This is a genomic window from Streptomyces sp. NPDC048584, from assembly GCF_043199595.1.
GTDB classification, from domain to species: Bacteria; Actinomycetota; Actinomycetes; order Streptomycetales; family Streptomycetaceae; genus Streptomyces; species Streptomyces edwardsiae.
This window is the reverse complement of the sequence record NZ_JBICWF010000016.1, coordinates 28,245-45,144: the sequence shown is the minus strand read 5'-3', so window position 1 is coordinate 45,144 and position 16,900 is coordinate 28,245. Positions and strand designations below refer to the sequence as shown.

The following is a 16,900-nucleotide window of genomic DNA, read 5'->3' as shown; positions in this document are numbered from 1 at the left end:
ATGCGTCGTGGTGGTCCTTCGGTCCTGGGAATCGTGCTCGCGGGCGGTGAGGGCAAGCGCCTGATGCCCCTCACGGCGGACCGCGCCAAACCGGCGGTCACCTTCGGCGGGACGTACCGCCTGGTCGACTTCGTGCTGTCCAACCTGGTGAACGGCGACATCCTGCGCATCTGTGTGCTCACCCAGTACAAGTCGCACTCGCTGGACCGGCACATCACCACCACCTGGCGGATGTCCAGCCTGCTCGGCAACTACGTCACCCCGGTCCCCGCCCAGCAGCGCCTCGGCCCGCGCTGGTACCTGGGCAGCGCCGACGCCATCCTGCAGTCGCTGAACCTGATCTACGACGAACGGCCCGAGTACGTGGCGGTGTTCGGCGCCGACCACGTGTACCGCATGGACCCGCGCCAGATGCTCGCCCAGCACATCGACAGCGGCGCCGGGGTCACGGTCGCGGGGATACGGGTGCCGCGCTCGGAGTCCGCCTCCTTCGGTGTGATCACGCCGGGCTCGGACGGACAGTCCGTGACGGGCTTCCTGGAGAAGCCCGCCGATCCGCCCGGCCTCGCGGACGACCCCGAGCGGGTCTTCGCCTCGATGGGCAACTACGTCTTCACCACCAAGGCGCTCATCGAGGCCCTGCACCGGGACGCCGAGGACGAGAACTCGGTGCACGACATGGGCGGCTCGATCCTGCCCCAGCTCACCGAGCGGGGCGAGGCCGCGCTGTACGACTTCAGCACCAACCACGTGCCCGGCGAGACCAGCCGCGACCAGGGCTACTGGCGGGACGTGGGCACCCTGGACGCGTACTACGACGCGCACATGGACCTGATCGCCGAGCGCCCCGCGTTCAACCTGTACAACCGGCAGTGGCCGGTCTACACCCACTCCGGCCAGCTCTCCCCGGCCCGTTTCAACGCGGGCGGCATGGCGAGCGAGTCGATCATCAGCGCCGGCTGTCTGATCCGCGGCCAGGTCACCCGGTCCGTGCTGTCGCCGGGCGTGGTGGTCGACCCGGGCGCGGTCGTGCAGGGGTCGGTGCTGCACGACAACGTGCACATCGGGCGGGGCGCGGTGGTGCGCGGCGCCGTGCTCGACAAGAACGTGGAGGTGCCGCCGGGGGCCACCATCGGCGTCAACCCCGAGCGGGACACCGAGCTGTACACGGTGTCCAAGAACGGGGTGATCGCGCTCGGCAAGGGACAGCTCGTGCCGTAGTGACACGAGGGACGGGCCCCGGTCGGAGTGACCACCGGGGCCTTTGTCATGTCCCTGGACGGATGAAGGGAATCCGTGCTGTTATGCCAAGTACTGTTCTTTGACAACGTTGTACTGACAAGTGCGGCGCACAGAACAGAACACGCAGAGCCAGAACAACGTGCTGAGCAGCGAGCCGTCACCTTTCCTCACCGACGGAGGTTCCGTGCGCACCAGACGACTCAGAAACCGATTCGCGCTTCTGCTGGCCGCCGCGCTGGGAGTCACCGGACTCACCGCCATCGGCCCGGCCGCGACCGCCGCGGAGGACGACCCGGCGGAGATCCACGGCCTCAAGGGCGAGTACTACACCCAGTCCGCCCCCGGTGCCTTCGACTTCCACGAGCTCAAGGCCACCGCCTTCGACGCCGACCTCGACTTCGACAACCTGGAGCCGAGGCTGAGCCTCACCACCGGCCGGTCGGACGACGTCAGCGTCCGCTGGACCGGCAAGATCGTGCCGGAGCGGACCGGCGCCCACACCTTCTCGGTCAGCGCCGACAACGGCTTCCGCCTGTGGATCGACGGCGAGATCGCCATCGACCACTGGATCGACGACTGGGACCGCGAACAGACCGCCCAGCCCGTCGAACTGACCGCCGGCCGGGCCCACGACATCAAGGTCGAGTACTTCGAGCACTACGGCGGCTCCAACTTCCACCTCCGCTGGACCGAGCCCGGCGGCGCCAAGGAGCCCGTACCGCAGTCCGCCTTCCGCCTCCCCGACGGCTTCGACTACGACGGCGCCCTCGCCGCCACCGTCCTCGCCTCCGGCCGCACCCTCAAGCTGGACTTCCCCCAGCCGCTCGCCGCGCCCCCGGCCGGCTTCACCGACCACTTCGACGCGGTGATCGGAGGCGCCGACTGGCCCGTGAAGTCGGCGGACCCCGACCCGGCCGACCCCAGGGCGCTGCTCGTCACGCTCGCCGAGCCGGTCGTCGGCAACAGGACCGGCACCGCCCGCGGCAGCGCCGACATCCGCTACGACGGCCAGGGCGGACTCACCGCCGCCGACGGTGACCCCGTGGACGCCTTCCTCAGCAGCGGCCCCAACCACTCCACCCACGAACTGAGCACCCGGTGGGCCGACGAGGTGGGCCCGGACAACGCCCTGCCCGAGTACCCGCGCCCGCAGCTCACCCGTGAGCAGTGGCGCAATCTCAACGGCCGCTGGCAGTTCGCCGCCGCCGAGGAGGGCGAGCGGCCGCCCGTCGGGAAGACGCTGGGGGAGCGCATCCTCGTCCCGTACCCGGTGGAGTCCCAGCTCTCCGGCCTCCAGCGGCACGAGGACCGCATGTGGTACCGCCGCACCTTCACCGTGCCCCGCGACTGGCACATCGGCACCGCCAAGCGGCTGCGGCTCAACTTCGGCGCCGTCGACTGGCGCTCCGAGGTGTACGTCAACGGCGTCAAGGTCGCCGACCACGAGGGCGGCTACGACAAGTTCGCCGCCGACGTCACCGACGCGCTGAAGCCCGGCCGCACCCAGGAACTGATCGTCGGCGTGTACGACCCGACCGACGCCGCCGACGGGGAGAACCCGCCGCTCGGCAAGCAGCGGCTGGACCCCAGCGGCATCTGGTACACGCCCAGCTCGGGTATCTGGCAGACCGTCTGGATGGAGCCGGTCGCCCGCGACCACGTCGACTCGCTCAAGCTGATCCCGGACGTGCCCGGCGAGCGGCTCACCGTGGAGGCGAAGGGTGTCCGCGACGGCGTACCGGTCAGGGCGACCGCGTACGAGGGACGGCGCAAGGTCGCCACGGCGAGCGGCCGCACCGGCGGGCCGCTCACCCTGAGGATCCACGACCCGCGTCTGTGGTCGCCGGACGACCCCTTCCTGTACCGGCTGGAGCTCACGGTCGGCGCCGACCGCGTCGGCAGCTACTTCGGCATGCGCTCCATCGCGGTCGAGAACGTCGACGGGGTGCCGCGCACGGTCCTCAACGGGGAACCCGTCTTCCTGATGGCCACCCTCGACCAGGGCTTCTGGCCCGACGGCCTGCACACCGCGCCCACCGACGAGGCCCTCGCCTACGACCTGAAGGCGCACAAGCAGCTCGGCTTCAACTCGGTGCGCAAGCACATCAAGGTCGAACCGGACCGCTGGTTCTACTGGGCCGACCGGCTCGGACTGCTGGTGTGGCAGGACATGCCCGCCATGACGGCCGGGAAGAACCCGGGCACCGAGGCCCGCGCCCGCTACGAGCGCGAGATGAAGCAGATGATCGACGAGCACATCAGCAGCCCGTCGATCGTGATGTGGGTCACCTTCAACGAGGGATGGGGCCAGTACGACATCGGCCGTATCGCCGAACAGGCCAAGGCCTGGGACCCCAGCCGGCTGGTCAACAACCAGTCCGGGCTCAACCTGGGCGCCGACGGCAACGCCGGCGACCTCATGGACGAGCACGGCTACCCCAGCCCCGCGCTCCCGCCCCGCCCGGACGGGAAACGTGCCCTGGTCAGCGGCGAGTACGGCGGCCTCGGCCTCGCGGTGCCCGGCCACGCCTGGCCGGTGCAGCAGTCGTACGTCGACGTCGACCCGGCGACGTACACCGACGACTACCTCACCAAGCTCGACGAGGTGCGCGCACTGGTGTGCCGGGGGAGCAACGGTGCCGTCTACACCCAGATCACGGACGTCGAGGGCGAGCTCAACGGTCTGCTCACCTACGACCGGCGGGTGCTGAAGCCGGACGTGGCCCAGGTGAAGGCCGCCCACGAGGCCCTGATCCGGGACGCCTCCCGGCCGCAGCCGGCCGGCTGCCCCGAGGGGGAGGGCGCCACGCGATGAACCGTTCCTCCGGCGGGCCGCGCCCGTCCGGGTGGTGTCCGGCGCGCTAGCCCGGCGGATCACTGACGTCTCTGCCCCTTCCGCCGGTACGGCGGAAGGGGCAGAGACGTCACATGATGTTAACTGGGTGTAGCTGGATCGTACTTGACCGTAATCGGTCGGGAGCGATTGACTGCTGATCCGTTCCCGTCGTCGACGCGAGGCCCCGCCCATGACCGCAGACCCGCTCGCCCCTCTCGACCTGGCGTTCTGGAACATCGAGTCCGCCGGTCATCCCATGCACCTCGCGGCCCTCGGCGTCTTCTCCGCAGGGTCGCCCTCCGCGGCGGCCCACGCGGCCGATCTGCTCTCCGCGCGCGCCGCCGCCGTACCGGGACTGCGCATGCGGATCCGCGACACCTGGCAGCCGCTCTCGGCACTGCGCCGCACCTGGCCGGCCCCCGGCGCCCCGCTGACGGCCGTGCTGCGGAGGCCGCTCGCCGCGGCCGTGCGCGGATCGCTCGCCTTCGGCGGCGCCACCCGCGAGCCCGACCCCGGCTTCGACCCCCTCGACCACGTACGGCTGCACCCTCCGGCCGCCGACTTCCACATCGCCGCCGGACGGCTGATGGGACGTCCGCTGCGGCGCACCCGGCCGCCCTGGGAGGCCCATGTGCTGCCGGGGGAGGACGGTACCTCCTTCGCCGTCCTGTTCAAGTTCCACCACGCCCTCGCCGACGGGCTGCGCGCCCTCACCCTCGCCGCCGCCCTGATGGACCCGATGGACCTCCCCACGCCCCGGCCCCGTCCCGCCGAGCCCCCGCGCGGGCTGTTGCCCGACATGCGCGCGGTGCCCGGCCTGGTGCGCGACGCCCTGTCCGACGCCGGCCGGGCGCTGGACATCGGCGCCGCCGTCGCCCGCTCCACCCTCGACATGCGCTCCTCGCCCGCGCTGGCCTGCGCCCCCAGCGGCACCCGCCGCACCGCGGGCGTGGTCGTCGACCTCGACGACGTGCACCGCATCCGCAAGAGCGCCGGCGGCACCGTGAACGACGTACTCATCGCGGTCGTCGCCGGCGCGCTGCGCCGCTGGCTCGACGAGCGCGGCGACGGCAGCGAGGGCGTCGCGCCCCGCGCCCTCGTCCCCGTCTCCCGGCGCCGCCCGCGCACCGCCCACCCACAGGGCAACCGGCTCTCCGGGTACCTGATACAGCTCCCCGTCGACGAGCGGGACCCGCTGGCCCGCCTCGCCCAGGTGCGTACCGCCATGGACCGCAACAAGGACGCCGGTCCGCACCGGGGCGCGGGCGCCGTCGCGCTGCTCGCCGACCATGTGCCGCCGCTCGGCCACCGGCTCGGCGGACCGCTGCTCGGCCAGGCGGCCCGGCTCTGGTTCGACGTCCTGGTCACCAGCGTCCCGCTGCCCGGCTTCGGGCTGCGGCTCGGCGGTGACCCGCTCGGCGCCGTCTTCCCGCTCGCGCCGCTCGCCCCCGGGCACTCCCTCGCGGTCGCGGTCTCCACCTACCGGGGGAGCGTCCACTACGGGCTTGTCGCCGACGGCGCGGCCGTCCCCGACCTCGACCTGCTGGCCCGCGCGGTGACCGAGGAGGTGACGACACTCACCGCCGCCTGCGATCACTGACCTATCCGGTTTGGTGCCGGGGCCCCACGCTCAAGTAAAATCCGCCGTTCGAACAGCGTGCGCGAACGGAGCGCCGCGAGAAGCAGAGCGGGAACGGCAGCGGCGATGACGGTGACACAGGACGGCCCCGGGGCCATGGACGCGGTGGCGTACGGGCCCGGCATCGACCCGGAGCGGCTCGCCGTCTGCCTGGACGTGCTGCGGGAACTCGACGAACTCGACGTCGACCACCCCGACGCGATCCTGGTCCGCCGGGCCACCTCGCACATCTACCGCACGGTCAAGCAGCGCCGCCGCCAGGAGCGGCGGGCCGCCAAGACCGCCCACGACAAGGCCGTCACCGAGGCCACCGCCACCGGCTCCGCCGAGCGCATCGACGACGAGACCGAGGGCATCCTGCCCTCCTCCCAGGTCGAGACCGGAAAGATCGCGGGGATACTCCAGCGCCCCCGCTCCTGCTACACCTGCAAGACCCGCTACACCGAGGTCGACTACTTCTACCACCAGCTCTGCCAGAACTGCGCCGCCGAGAACCACGCCCGGCGCGACGCCCGCGCGGACCTCACCGGCAAGCGCGCGCTGCTGACCGGCGGACGCGCCAAGATCGGCATGTACATCGCGCTGCGGCTGCTGCGCGACGGCGCCCACACCACGATCACCACCCGCTTCCCCAAGGACGCCATCCGCCGCTTCAAGGCCATGGACGACTCCGCGGAGTGGATGCACCACCTGGAGGTCGTCGGTATCGACCTGCGCGACCCCGCCCAGGCCGTCGCGCTGGCCGACCGGGTCGCCGAGCAGGGCCCGCTCGACATCCTGATCAACAACGCCACGCAGACCGTACGCCGGCTGCCGTCCGCGTACGCGGCCCTCGTGGACGGCGAGGGCGCGCCCCTGCCGGCCGGTGAGCTGCCCGCCCACCACATCATCGGCGCCTTCAACTCCGGCGCGGTCGACGCACTGGCCGCGCTGCCCGTCGGCGTCAGCGGACTCGAGGCACAGAAGGTGGCCGACCTCGCCCTGGTCGCGGGCAACGCCAGCGTGGTCCGGCACCGTGAGGGCACCGCCATCGACGCGGGCGGTCTGCTGCCCGACGTCGTCGACTCCAACACCTGGGTCCAGACCATCGAGCAGATCTCCCCGGTGGAGCTGCTGGAGACCCAGCTGTGCAACTACACGGCGCCGTTCATCCTGATCAGCAAGCTGCGTCCGGCGATGGCCGAGGCCGCGCGCCGGGCGACGGCCGGGCGCGCCTACGTCGTCAACGTCTCCGCGATGGAAGGGGTGTTCGACCGCGGCTACAAGGGCGCCGGGCACCCCAACACCAACGCGGCCAAGGCGGCGATGAACATGGTGACGCGGACCAGCGCGCAGGAGATGTTCGACGCCGACCGCATCCTGATGACCTCGGTCGACACCGGCTGGATCACCGACGAGCGGCCGCACTTCGACAAGCTGCGCCTCGCCGACGCCGGTTTCCACGCCCCGCTCGACCTGGTCGACGGCGCGGCCCGTGTCTACGACCCCATCGTGCGCGGCGAGGCGGGCGAGGACCTGTACGGCCTCTTCATGAAGGACTACGCGCCCGGACGCTGGTGACCGGGGCTCAGTCGACCATGCCCAGCCGGGAGTTGCGTGCCGCCAGCAGTTCCAGGACCGTCCGCCAGTCCTCCAGGACACCGGCGTCGAACCAGGCGGCGCACGCCTCCTCGTCCGCCGCGCGCAGGGCGAGGAGGCCGTCGTCGGACGGTGCGCCGGGCCCGGGGTGGCAGCGGACCAGGCCGGCCACCCGCTCGCCGAGCAGTACCCGTATCGCGTCCGCCGCGCGGTCGGCGCGCAGCGCGGGTTCGCCCGGCCACAGCAGCCGGCCGACGGGCCGTACCAGGCCCGCCACCTGAAGCTCCTTGTCCGCGGGCCGTCCGCGGCGCAGCAGCGCGGCGGTGCGCAGGGCGTGGTCGTGCGCGTCGACCGGGACGCCGCCACGGCCCCGGACGTCCCGCGTGCCCCGGCACGCGTACAGCAGGTCCATCAGCTCCTCGACGGTGCGCAGTTCCATGCGCCGGTCCTCCCGGGAGACGGCTGTTGCCGTGCGGCAGCAGACCATGACGAGCTTGCGGGCCGGCCAACGGGACCTGAACGGGGCCATGACCACACCGCGCCGTCGAAAGCGTCGACACCCAGGTAGTCCGAACGAGTGATGCGAGCAGGTGGCGCGGAGGCTGAGATAAGCCCATATTCACGTTGATTGCATACCGCCCGACGTGTGATTGTTACCGTCTGTTTCGAGCCCCATCGAGCGGTGGCCCGCTCATTTGGTTACTCTGATCCGGACGGACAGCACGAAGGGTTCCATCCGCACCCACAGTCCGTCATGGGACCAGCCGGTTCACCACGGCCTGCTCTCCCGCGAGTTGCAGGCGCCACCGCGTCCGAACGGTTTTTCCCACAGACCCGAGCGGACGTCGGACGCCAGGCGCACGGCCGACGCAGTACGTCCCGAGGGTGACCGACACATAAGGAGTGCGCGGTGACACCGGAGCAGACGAAAAGCGATGAGGGCCCCAAGGAACGTCCGGAGCGGGCCGGCCGCCGGCCGGGGGAACTCGGCAGCCTCGATGTGTGGGCCCGTTCGGCCCCGATCCGGCTCGCCGGCTACGAGGACGACCTCGCCGAGCCCCACATCCTGCCCAGCGTCGACTGACACGGGTCACGCTGATCGTCGTACGCCGGGGAAGTGCCCCCGTCCCGCACCCGCACCATTGACCGGTACGGGGCGGGGACGGGAAGGAGATGCCCGGCCGGACCGGCCGTGCGCCCCGTGACTACGGCCGCGCGTACGGCCGGGTCATGATCTCCATGTTGTGGCCGTCGGGGTCGTCGAAGTACGCCCCGCGGCCGCCGAACAGGTCGTTGACCCTGCCCGGCTCCCGATGGCTCGGGTCCGCGTAATAGGTGATCCCGGCCGCCTCCAGGCGCGCGATCATGTCGTCGAACCGCTCCTCGGGCACGAGGAACGCGTAGTGCTGGCCCTGGACCGGTTCGTCCCGCTTCTCGTAGTAGTCGAGGGTCACGCCGTTGCCCAGGTCGACCGGCAGGAACGGGCCGAACGGGGCACCGACCCGCAGTCCGAGGATCCCGGCGAGGAACTCGGCCGAGAACCGGCGGTCGCTCGCGTAGACGGCGGTGTGGTTCAACTGGACGTGCTGTGCTGCGGACATGGCTGGAATCAACTCCGGTGTCTGGTTTCCACGAAGGGACACGGACAACTCGGAGAGGAACGGCGGGGCACGCGCCCGCCCCGCGCTCAAGCGGAGGCCGGAAGCGCCTCACATGAATGGCCCACGGCCGACCCGGCAGTCACCCGACCGACCCTAGGGGCTCCGGCCGATCATGGCAATGTGCCGGTCTCCGGCCGGGCGGGGGCGTCGTCCTCCCCGACGTGGCGGGCGGTCGACTCGTTCTCCTGCGCGAGCCGGCGCAGGGTCATCAGCGCCGGCTCCGGGAGGAAGGTCAGGAACACCGCGTGCTCGGCCTTCTCCAGGGGGCCGGTGACCCTCGCCAGGCGGTCGAGATCGTGCCGGGCCGTCCGCTGCGCGAGTTCCGCGTAGGGCAGGAGCGCCTCCCCGTCGTACTCGATGTCCAGCGAACGCAGGGTCCGCAGGGTCTGGTCGATCATCTGCCGGGCCGGGTTCTGTTCGGAGACCGACCAGCCCATCGCGTCGACCAGGGCGGCGGCCTCGGGACTCTCCTCGACCGCTTCCGCCCGGCCGGTTTCGTGCGGCCAGATGCCGAAGGCGATGCCGAGCAGCCGGTGCGTGTCGGACCGGTGCGCGTCGATGGCGTCCAGGACGTGCTTGGCCGAGGCGACGGACAGGCCCCGCACCCCCGTCAGCGCGCGGATCGGGCGCAGCCTTCGTCCCGCCGGACCGACCCCCACAAGAGCGTCGTGACCGGCCTGCGCGAGACGACGCGCGACTCGACGTTCACCTTCTGGGAGGTGCCCGTCGAGGCACTGCCGCTCGACCGGGACGACGCCGAGCGCCGTCTCGAGGACCGGACCCGGACCGGCACCCCGGAAGGGCACGGCACCGGCCACTGAACCGGGGCCGGGTTCGAAGGGGTCCGCGGTGGGGGAGTTGTACCCCTGGTGACCACCCGCCCTCGACCCTGGAGCGCCCCGCATGCATGACGACCGCACCCTGGTCGAAGCCCGCCTCAGGCGCGTCCTCGACGAGCGCGTCCGTCCCGCCGTGTACCCCGAGTCCGTACCGCTCGACGTCGCGGTGTGGCACGCTCCCGGAGAGCCCGTCCCCGTCGCCGAGGGCCTCGCGGCCGAACCCGAACCCGTCCGGGTCGGCGCGCGCTGGGGCGCCCCCTGGGGCACCAGCTGGTTCCGGGTCACCGGGACCGTCCCCGAGGAGTGGGCCGGACGGACCGTGGAGGCGATCCTCGACCTCGGCTTCGACGAGAACATGCCCGGCTTCCAGTGCGAAGGACTGGTCTACCGGCCCGACGGCACCCCCGTGAAAGGCCTCAACCCGCGCAACCAGTGGGTCCGTGTCGGCGCGCCCGCCGAGGGCGGGGAGGAGGTGCGCCTGCACATCGAGGCCGCCTCCAATCCGGTCATCCTGGACTACCGCCCGTTCCGGCCGACACGGCTCGGCGACAAAGAGACCGCGGGCAGCGCACCGCAGTACACCCTCGCCCGCATGGACCTCGCCGTCCTCGACGAGACGGTGTGGGAGCTGGTGATCGACCTCGAGGTGCTCGGGGAGCTGATGGCCGAACTCCCCACTGACGCGCCCCGCCGCTGGGACATCCTGCGGGCGGTGGAGCGGGCGCTGGACGCCCTCGATCTCCAGGACGTGGGCGGCACGGCGGAGCAGGCCCGTTCACACCTCACCGGGGTGCTGTCCGCTCCCGCCGTCCCCTCCGCCCACCGCGTCAGCGCCGTCGGCCACGCGCACATCGACTCGGCATGGCTGTGGCCGCTGCGCGAGACCGTGCGCAAGGTCGCCCGTACGGCGGCCAATATGACGGCCCTGCTGGACGACGAACCCGAGTTCGTCTTCGCCATGTCGCAGGCCCAGCAGTGGGCGTGGGTGAAGGAGCACCGGCCCGAGGTGTGGGCACGGGTGAGGAAGGCGGTGGCCGACGGACGGTTCGTGCCGGCCGGCGGCATGTGGGTGGAGTCGGACACCAACATGCCCGGATCGGAGGCGATGGCACGGCAGTTCGTGCACGGCAGGCGGTTCTTCCTCGACGAGTTCGGCATCGAGAACGACGAGGCGTGGCTGCCGGACACCTTCGGCTTCGCCGCCGGACTGCCCCAGATCATCAAGGCCGCCGGCGCCAGGTACCTGCTGACGCAGAAGATCTCCTGGTCACGGACGAACAAGTTCCCCCACCATACCTTCCGCTGGGAGGGCGTCGACGGCACTCGGATCTTCACCCACTTCCCGCCCGTCGACACCTACAACTGCTCGATGAAGGGCGCCGAGATCGCCCACGCGGTCCGCAACTTCAAGGACAAGGGGGCGGCCCGGCACTCCCTCGCGCCCACCGGCTGGGGTGACGGCGGCGGTGGCACCACCCGCGAGATGGTCGCCAAGGCGGCCCGGCTGCGGGACCTGGAGGGTTCGGCGACGGTGACCTGGGAGACGCCGTCCGCCTTCTTCGCGAAGGCCGAGGCCGACTACCCCGAACCGCCCGTCTGGGTCGGCGAGCTCTACCTCGAACTGCACCGAGCGACCCTCACCAGCCAGGCCGGCACCAAACAGGGCAACCGGCGCAGCGAACACCTGCTGCGCGAGGCCGAACTGTGGGCGGCCACGGCCGCCGTACGCACTGGATACCCCTACCCCTACGAGGAGTTGGACCGGATCTGGAAGACGGTGCTGCTGCACCAGTTCCACGACATCCTGCCCGGCTCCTCCATCGCCTGGGTGCACCGCGAGGCACGCGCCACCTACGCGCGGATCGCCGGGGAACTGACCGGCGTCATCGACTCCGCCCAGCGCGCCCTGGCCGGTGAGGGCACGCTCCCGCTGGTCTTCAACGCCGCCCCGCACACCCGCGCGGGCGTCGCGGCGGGCGGCGCGGGACCGGCGTCCCCCGAGGGACGAACGACCCTCACCGCGCGCCCCGGCGGCGGTCACGTCCTCGACAACGGCCTGCTCCGGATCGAGATCGATGCCCGGGGCCTGCTCGTCTCCGCCCTCGACCTCGAGGCCGGCCGCGAGACCCTCGCCCCCGGCCGGGCCGGCAACCTGCTGCAACTCCACCCGGACCTGCCGAACATGTGGGACGCCTGGGACGTCGACGAGTTCTACCGCAACACGGTCACCGACCTCACCGACACGGACGAGGTGACGCCCGGCCACGACGGCGCCTCGGTGCGGGTCGTGCGCTCCTTCGGCGGTTCCCGGGTCACCCAGCTGCTGACACTGCCCCCGGGGGAGCGGCGGCTGGTGGTGGACACCGAGGTCGACTGGCACGAGACGGAGAAGTTCCTCAAGCTCGCCTTCCCGCTCGACCTGCACGCCGAACGGTACGCCTCCGAAACGCAGTTCGGGCACTTCTTCCGGCCCACCCACACCAACACCTCGTGGGAGGCAGCCAAGTTCGAGGCGTGCAACCACCGCTTCGTCCACCTTCAGGAACCCGACTGGGGCGTCGCCGTCGTCAACGACTCGACGTACGGCCACGATGTGAGCCGTACGGTCCGCACCGACGGCGACGGCGGTACGACCACCACGGTCCGGGCCTCCCTGCTGCGCGCCCCGCGCTTCCCCGACCCGGAGACCGATCAGGGCGTGCACCGCTTCCGGCACGCGCTGGTGCCCGGCGCGTCCATCGCCGACGCGGTGCGCGAGGGGTGGCGGATCAATCTGCCCGAGCGGCGGCTCACCGGCGCCGCCGAGGTCGCCCCGCTGGTGACGGCCGACCGGGACGCCGTCGTCGTCACGGCGGTCAAACTGGCCGACGACGGCAGCGGTGACGTCGTCGTCCGCTTCCACGAGGCCCACGGCGGCCGGGTCCGCGCCACCCTCACCACCGGTTTCCCCGCCACCGGCGTGGAGGTGACCGACCTGCTGGAACGCCCGCTCGCGGACACGGAGGCACCGCCGCTCGACGGTGACCGGATCACCCTACGGCTGCGTCCCTTCCAGCTGATGACGCTGCGGCTGAAGCGGGCCTGACCGCTCGGTCCCGGGTCCTGTCGTCGCGCTGCAGACGGGAGTTCGAGACAGGTCCTAGAGCTGCGTGCGCAGCCACTCCTCCACCGCGCCCACATGCGCGGCCGCCGCCGCCCGCGCCGCCTCCGGGTCGCGGGCGGCCAGGGCACGGTGGATCTCGGCGTGCTCGCGCCGGGTGCGGGCGAACGCGCCCTCCTCCTGGTAGCCGCGCCAGACCCGGGCGCGGAAGGTGCGCGAGGACAGGCCCTCCAGGATCGCGGCCATCGTGTCGTTGCCGGCGGCCGCCGCGATCTCGCGGTGGAAGGCCAGATCGTGGGCGAGGATGTGCTCCGGGTCGTCGGTGGCGTTCATCGCCGCGAGATGCCGCTCGACCTCGGCCAGCCGCTCCGGGGTGATCCGGGCCGCGGCCAGCGCGGTCGCCGTCGACTCCAGGACGCGGCGCACCTCGAGGAGTTCGACCAGGCTCCGTCCCCGGGACAGATCCGCCACCACCCCGAACGTCTCCAGCAGGTCCCCGGCCTCCAGCCGGGTCACATAGATGCCCGAACCGTGCCGGGCCTCCACCACGCCCAGCACCGTGAGCGCGCGGATGGCCTCCCGCATCGAACTGCGGGAGATGCCCAGCCGGGCGGCGAGATCCCGTTCGGTGGGCAGCCGCTCGCCGGGCTCCAGCTCGCCCTCCCGGATCATCGCCGTGATCCGCTCGATGGCGCGCTGTGTCACCGTGCCCTTCTGCGGGGCCGCCGTCTCCTTCACGCCACTTCTCCCCTCGCCAGGTCCGCCGCAGTCTAGCCACGGGAGTGGTCCGACCACTACGGACCAGAAGTCACTTCATGTGTGCTCGGGGCTGTTCCGCCGCCCAAGTGGTCTGATAAGTATCCGGGGACTGCCGCCGTACCGTGTCCGCCGCCCACCGAAAGGCCGTCCGTGCCCCCGCAGCCCGCCCGCATCACCGCCGTCGACACCTACGACGTCCGGTTCCCCACCTCACGCGAACTCGACGGCTCCGACGCGATGAACCCCGACCCCGACTACTCGGCTGCCTATGTCGTCCTGCGCACCGACGCCGCCGACGGACACCAGGGGCACGGGTTCGCGTTCACCATCGGTCGGGGCAACGACGTGCAGGTCGCCGCGATCCGGGCGCTGCGCGGCCATCTCCTCGGCCGGTCCGCCGACGAGCTCTGCGCCGACCCCTCCCTCCTGAACCGCGACCTGATCGGCGACAGCCAGCTGCGCTGGCTCGGACCCGAGAAGGGCGTGATGCACATGGCCATCGGCGCCGTCGTCAACGCCCTGTGGGACCTGGCCGCCAGACGCGCCGGCAAACCGCTGTGGCGGCTGCTCACCGAGGCCGACCCGGACTGGCTGGTCCGCCAGATCGACTTCCGCTACCTCACCGACGCCCTCACCCCCGAGGAGGCCCTGACCCTCCTGCGGCGCGGCCGGGAGGGCGCCGAGGAACGCACCGCCCTGCTCCTTGCCCGCGGCTACCCCGCCTACACCACCTCGCCCGGCTGGCTCGGCTACGACGACGGCAAACTCACCCGGCTCGCCGCGCAAGCGGTCGCCGACGGCTTCCGCCAGATCAAACTGAAGGTCGGCGCCGACCTCGACGACGACCTGCGGCGCTGCCGCGTCGCCCGCGCGGCCGTCGGACCTGACGTACGCATCGCCGTCGACGCCAACCAGCGCTGGGACGTGGACGAGGCGATCCGCTGGACCAAGGCCCTCGCCGGCTTCGACCCGTACTGGATCGAGGAGCCCACCAGCCCCGACGACATCCTCGGCCACGCCGCCGTCCGCCGGGCCGTCGCCCCGGTCAAGGTGGCCACCGGCGAACATGTGCAGAACAGGGTCGTCTTCAAGCAGCTCCTCCAGGCCGGCGCCCTCGACATCGTCCAGATCGACGCCGCCCGGGTCGGCGGCGTCCCCGAGAACCTGGCGGTGCTGCTGCTCGCCGCCAAGTACGGCGTCCCCGTCTGCCCGCACGCCGGCGGGGTCGGCCTGTGCGAACTCGTCCAGCACCTGTCGATGTTCGACTACGTGGCTCTGACCGGCACCACCGAGGACCGCGTCATCGAGTACGTCGACCATCTGCACGACCACTTCACCGACCCGGTGGTGATCCGCGACGGCCACTACACGGCACCGATCGCACCGGGTTTCTCCGCCGCGCTGCGGCCGGAGTCCCTGGCGCGCTACACCTATCCCGACGGCGGCTTCTGGGCCGCCGACCCGGAGACCCAGAAGGACAAGGAGCAGACCGCATGAGCGAATTCGAGGGCCTGACGGCCCTGGTGACCGGCGGCGCCTCCGGCATCGGCCGGGCCACCGCCGACCTGCTCGCGGACCGTGGCGCCATGGTGGCCGTCCTCGACCTCGACCCGTCGACGGTCGACAAGCCGCTCACCGGACACCGCGCCGACGTCACCGACGACGCCTCCGTGCGCGCGGCGGTGACCGCGGCCGTCCACGACCTGGGCGGCCTCGACATCCTGGTCAACAACGCCGGCATCGGGGCCCGGGGCACCGTGGAGACCAACTCCGACGAGGAATGGCGCCACGTCTTCGACGTCAACGTCCTCGGCATGGTCCGCACCGCCCGCGCCTGCCTGCCCCATCTGCGGGCCTCCGCGCACGCCGCGATCGTCAACACCTGCTCGATCGCCGCCACCGCCGGCCTGCCGCAGCGTGCCCTCTACAGCGCCACCAAGGGCGCCGTGTACTCCCTCACCCTCGCCATGGCCGCCGACCACGTCCGCGAGGGCATCCGCGTCAACTGCGTCAATCCCGGCACCGTCGACACCCCCTGGATCGGCCGGCTGCTGGCCGCCGCCGACGACCCCGCCGCCGAACGCACCGCGCTGGAGGCCCGCCAGCCCGTGGGCCGGCTGGTCTCGGCCACCGAAGTCGCGGCCGCGATCGCCCACTTGGCGAGTCCGCTGTCCGGCGCCACCACCGGCACCGCCCTCGCCGTCGACGGCGGCATGCAGGGGCTGCGACCGCGCCCCGCCAACCGGTGAACCGGCGCCGGCTCGGCCGCAGCCGCGTGGAGGTCACCGCCCTGGCCTTCGGCACCTCCGGCATCGGCAACCTCTACACCGAGGTCGACGAGGAGACGGCGTACGACGCGGTGCGGGCCGCCTGGCAGCGCGGCATCCGTACCTTCGACACCGCACCGCACTACGGCCTCGGCCTCGCCGAACGCCGCCTCGGCGCAGCCCTGCGCGAGCACCCGCGCGACCGGTACACGGTGTCCACCAAGGTGGGCCGCCGCCTCGAACCGGACGGCAGCGGCGGCGACGACCTCGCCAACGGCTTCGCCGTCCCCGCCACCCACCGCCGCGTCTGGGACTTCAGCGCCGACGGCGTACGCCGCACCCTGGAGGCGAGCCTGGACCGCCTCGGCCTGGACCGTGTCGACGTCGTCTACCTCCACGATCCCGACGACCACGCCGAACAGGCCTTCCGCGAGGGCTATCCGGCCCTGGAGCGGCTGCGCGCGGAGGGCGTCGTCGGGGCGATCGGCGCCGGCATGAACCAGACCGCGATGCTCACCCGCTTCATCCGCGACACGGATGTGGACGTCGTCCTGTGCGCGGGCCGCCACACCCTCCTCGACGGGAGCGCCCGCACCGAGCTGCTGCCCGCCGCCCTCGACCACGGCACGTCCGTCGTCGTCGGCGGCGCCTTCAACTCCGGTCTGCTCGCCGACCCGAGACCCGGATCGACGTACAACTACGTTCACGCCCCTGCCGCGTTGCTGGAGCGTGCCCTGCGGCTGAAGGAGGCCGCCGAGCGCCACGGCACCACCCTGCGCGCCGCCGCCCTGGCCCACTGCGCCGCCCACCCGGCGGTCGCGAGCGTCCTGATCGGCGCCCGCTCGGCAACCGAAGTCCACGACTGCGCCGACCAGTTCACGGCAGACGTCCCCGACTCCCTCTGGCGGGAACTACGTACCACCGGACTGCTGCCACCCGACGAGAACCGGCCATGACCGTCGACCGGCACCACGCCGCC

General features: G+C 72.0%; 14 protein-coding genes. 10 read left to right on the top strand and 4 right to left on the bottom strand.

Going from position 1 to position 16,900, the window contains the following annotated elements:
• The 4 genes from glgC (at position 1) to ACGFR9_RS29630 (ending at position 7,277) form a co-directional block, all read left to right on the top strand.
• Positions 1-1,221, top strand: a complete 1,221-nt coding sequence (gene glgC / locus ACGFR9_RS29645; RefSeq protein ID WP_393214380.1) for a glucose-1-phosphate adenylyltransferase — start codon at positions 1-3, stop codon at positions 1,219-1,221.
• Between the two features lie 205 nt (positions 1,222-1,426).
• On the top strand, positions 1,427-4,057 hold the full coding sequence (locus tag ACGFR9_RS29640; RefSeq protein WP_393214377.1) for a PA14 domain-containing protein: 2,631 nt from the start codon (positions 1,427-1,429) through the stop codon (positions 4,055-4,057).
• A 211-nt stretch (positions 4,058-4,268) separates the two neighbouring features.
• On the top strand, positions 4,269-5,678 hold the full coding sequence (locus ACGFR9_RS29635; protein WP_393214374.1) for a wax ester/triacylglycerol synthase family O-acyltransferase: 1,410 nt from the start codon (positions 4,269-4,271) through the stop codon (positions 5,676-5,678).
• Positions 5,679-5,783: 105 nt separating this feature from the next.
• Entirely contained in the window at positions 5,784-7,277 is a 1,494-nt protein-coding gene (locus ACGFR9_RS29630) for an SDR family NAD(P)-dependent oxidoreductase (protein ID WP_393214372.1), read from the top strand.
• A gap of 7 nt (positions 7,278-7,284) precedes the next feature.
• Here ACGFR9_RS29630 and ACGFR9_RS29625 read toward each other — a convergent pair whose 3' ends face one another.
• Complete coding sequence (locus ACGFR9_RS29625; protein ID WP_393214697.1) at positions 7,285-7,734, bottom strand: hypothetical protein; 450 nt, start codon at positions 7,732-7,734, stop codon at positions 7,285-7,287.
• Positions 7,735-8,205: 471 nt separating this feature from the next.
• Here ACGFR9_RS29625 and ACGFR9_RS29620 point away from each other — a divergent pair, with 471 nt between their 5' ends.
• Positions 8,206-8,379, top strand: coding sequence for a hypothetical protein (locus tag ACGFR9_RS29620; RefSeq protein ID WP_106982162.1), 174 nt, complete (start codon positions 8,206-8,208; stop codon positions 8,377-8,379).
• A gap of 121 nt (positions 8,380-8,500) precedes the next feature.
• Here the strand turns inward: ACGFR9_RS29620 and ACGFR9_RS29615 are convergent, their stop codons facing one another.
• A complete protein-coding gene (locus ACGFR9_RS29615; RefSeq protein ID WP_393214369.1) occupies positions 8,501-8,896 on the bottom strand; it encodes a VOC family protein in 396 nt (131 codons plus the stop codon).
• A 170-nt stretch (positions 8,897-9,066) separates the two neighbouring features.
• Positions 9,067-9,615 (bottom strand): transcriptional regulator, encoded by a 549-nt coding sequence (locus ACGFR9_RS29610; protein ID WP_393214366.1) that lies wholly within the window; start codon positions 9,613-9,615, stop codon positions 9,067-9,069.
• Between the two features lie 9 nt (positions 9,616-9,624).
• Here ACGFR9_RS29610 and ACGFR9_RS29605 point away from each other — a divergent pair, with 9 nt between their 5' ends.
• Both ACGFR9_RS29605 and ACGFR9_RS29600 read left to right on the top strand, forming a co-directional pair.
• Positions 9,625-9,777, top strand: a complete 153-nt coding sequence (locus tag ACGFR9_RS29605; protein ID WP_393214363.1) for a hypothetical protein — start codon at positions 9,625-9,627, stop codon at positions 9,775-9,777.
• An 82-nt stretch (positions 9,778-9,859) separates the two neighbouring features.
• Entirely contained in the window at positions 9,860-12,880 is a 3,021-nt protein-coding gene (locus ACGFR9_RS29600) for an alpha-mannosidase (RefSeq protein WP_393214360.1), read from the top strand.
• A 54-nt stretch (positions 12,881-12,934) separates the two neighbouring features.
• Here ACGFR9_RS29600 and ACGFR9_RS29595 read toward each other — a convergent pair whose 3' ends face one another.
• Positions 12,935-13,633, bottom strand: a complete 699-nt coding sequence (locus ACGFR9_RS29595; protein WP_393214357.1) for a FadR/GntR family transcriptional regulator — start codon at positions 13,631-13,633, stop codon at positions 12,935-12,937.
• Between the two features lie 171 nt (positions 13,634-13,804).
• On the opposite strand from ACGFR9_RS29595, the gene ACGFR9_RS29590 reads away from it, so the two are divergent.
• The 3 genes from ACGFR9_RS29590 to ACGFR9_RS29580 are packed head-to-tail and all read left to right on the top strand — an operon-like array spanning position 13,805 to position 16,877.
• Positions 13,805-15,151 carry an enolase C-terminal domain-like protein gene (locus tag ACGFR9_RS29590; RefSeq protein WP_393214354.1) on the top strand — a complete coding sequence of 449 codons (1,347 nt, stop codon included), beginning with the start codon at positions 13,805-13,807 and terminating at the stop codon, positions 15,149-15,151.
• On the top strand, positions 15,148-15,903 hold the full coding sequence (locus ACGFR9_RS29585) for an SDR family NAD(P)-dependent oxidoreductase (protein WP_393214351.1): 756 nt from the start codon (positions 15,148-15,150) through the stop codon (positions 15,901-15,903). The genes ACGFR9_RS29590 and ACGFR9_RS29585 overlap by 4 nt, the downstream gene beginning before the upstream one ends.
• Positions 15,900-16,877, top strand: a complete 978-nt coding sequence (locus ACGFR9_RS29580; protein WP_393214348.1) for an aldo/keto reductase — start codon at positions 15,900-15,902, stop codon at positions 16,875-16,877. Before ACGFR9_RS29585 ends, ACGFR9_RS29580 begins: the two co-directional genes overlap by 4 nt.
• The last annotated feature ends 23 nt before the right edge of the window (positions 16,878-16,900 follow it).

Excerpts from the sequence above, each read along its gene's own strand:
- ACGFR9_RS29630 (WP_393214372.1), top strand. The coding sequence starts at position 5,784 with ATGACGGTGACACAGGACGGCCCCGGGGCCATGGACGCGGTGGCGTAC.
- ACGFR9_RS29635 (WP_393214374.1), top strand. The coding sequence starts at position 4,269 with ATGACCGCAGACCCGCTCGCCCCTCTCGACCTGGCGTTCTGGAACATC.
- ACGFR9_RS29585 (WP_393214351.1), top strand. The coding sequence starts at position 15,148 with ATGAGCGAATTCGAGGGCCTGACGGCCCTGGTGACCGGCGGCGCCTCC.
- ACGFR9_RS29600 (WP_393214360.1), top strand. The coding sequence starts at position 9,860 with ATGCATGACGACCGCACCCTGGTCGAAGCCCGCCTCAGGCGCGTCCTC.
- ACGFR9_RS29615 (WP_393214369.1), bottom strand. The coding sequence starts at position 8,896 with ATGTCCGCAGCACAGCACGTCCAGTTGAACCACACCGCCGTCTACGCG.
- glgC (WP_393214380.1), top strand. The coding sequence starts at position 1 with ATGCGTCGTGGTGGTCCTTCGGTCCTGGGAATCGTGCTCGCGGGCGGT.
- ACGFR9_RS29625 (WP_393214697.1), bottom strand. The coding sequence starts at position 7,734 with ATGGAACTGCGCACCGTCGAGGAGCTGATGGACCTGCTGTACGCGTGC.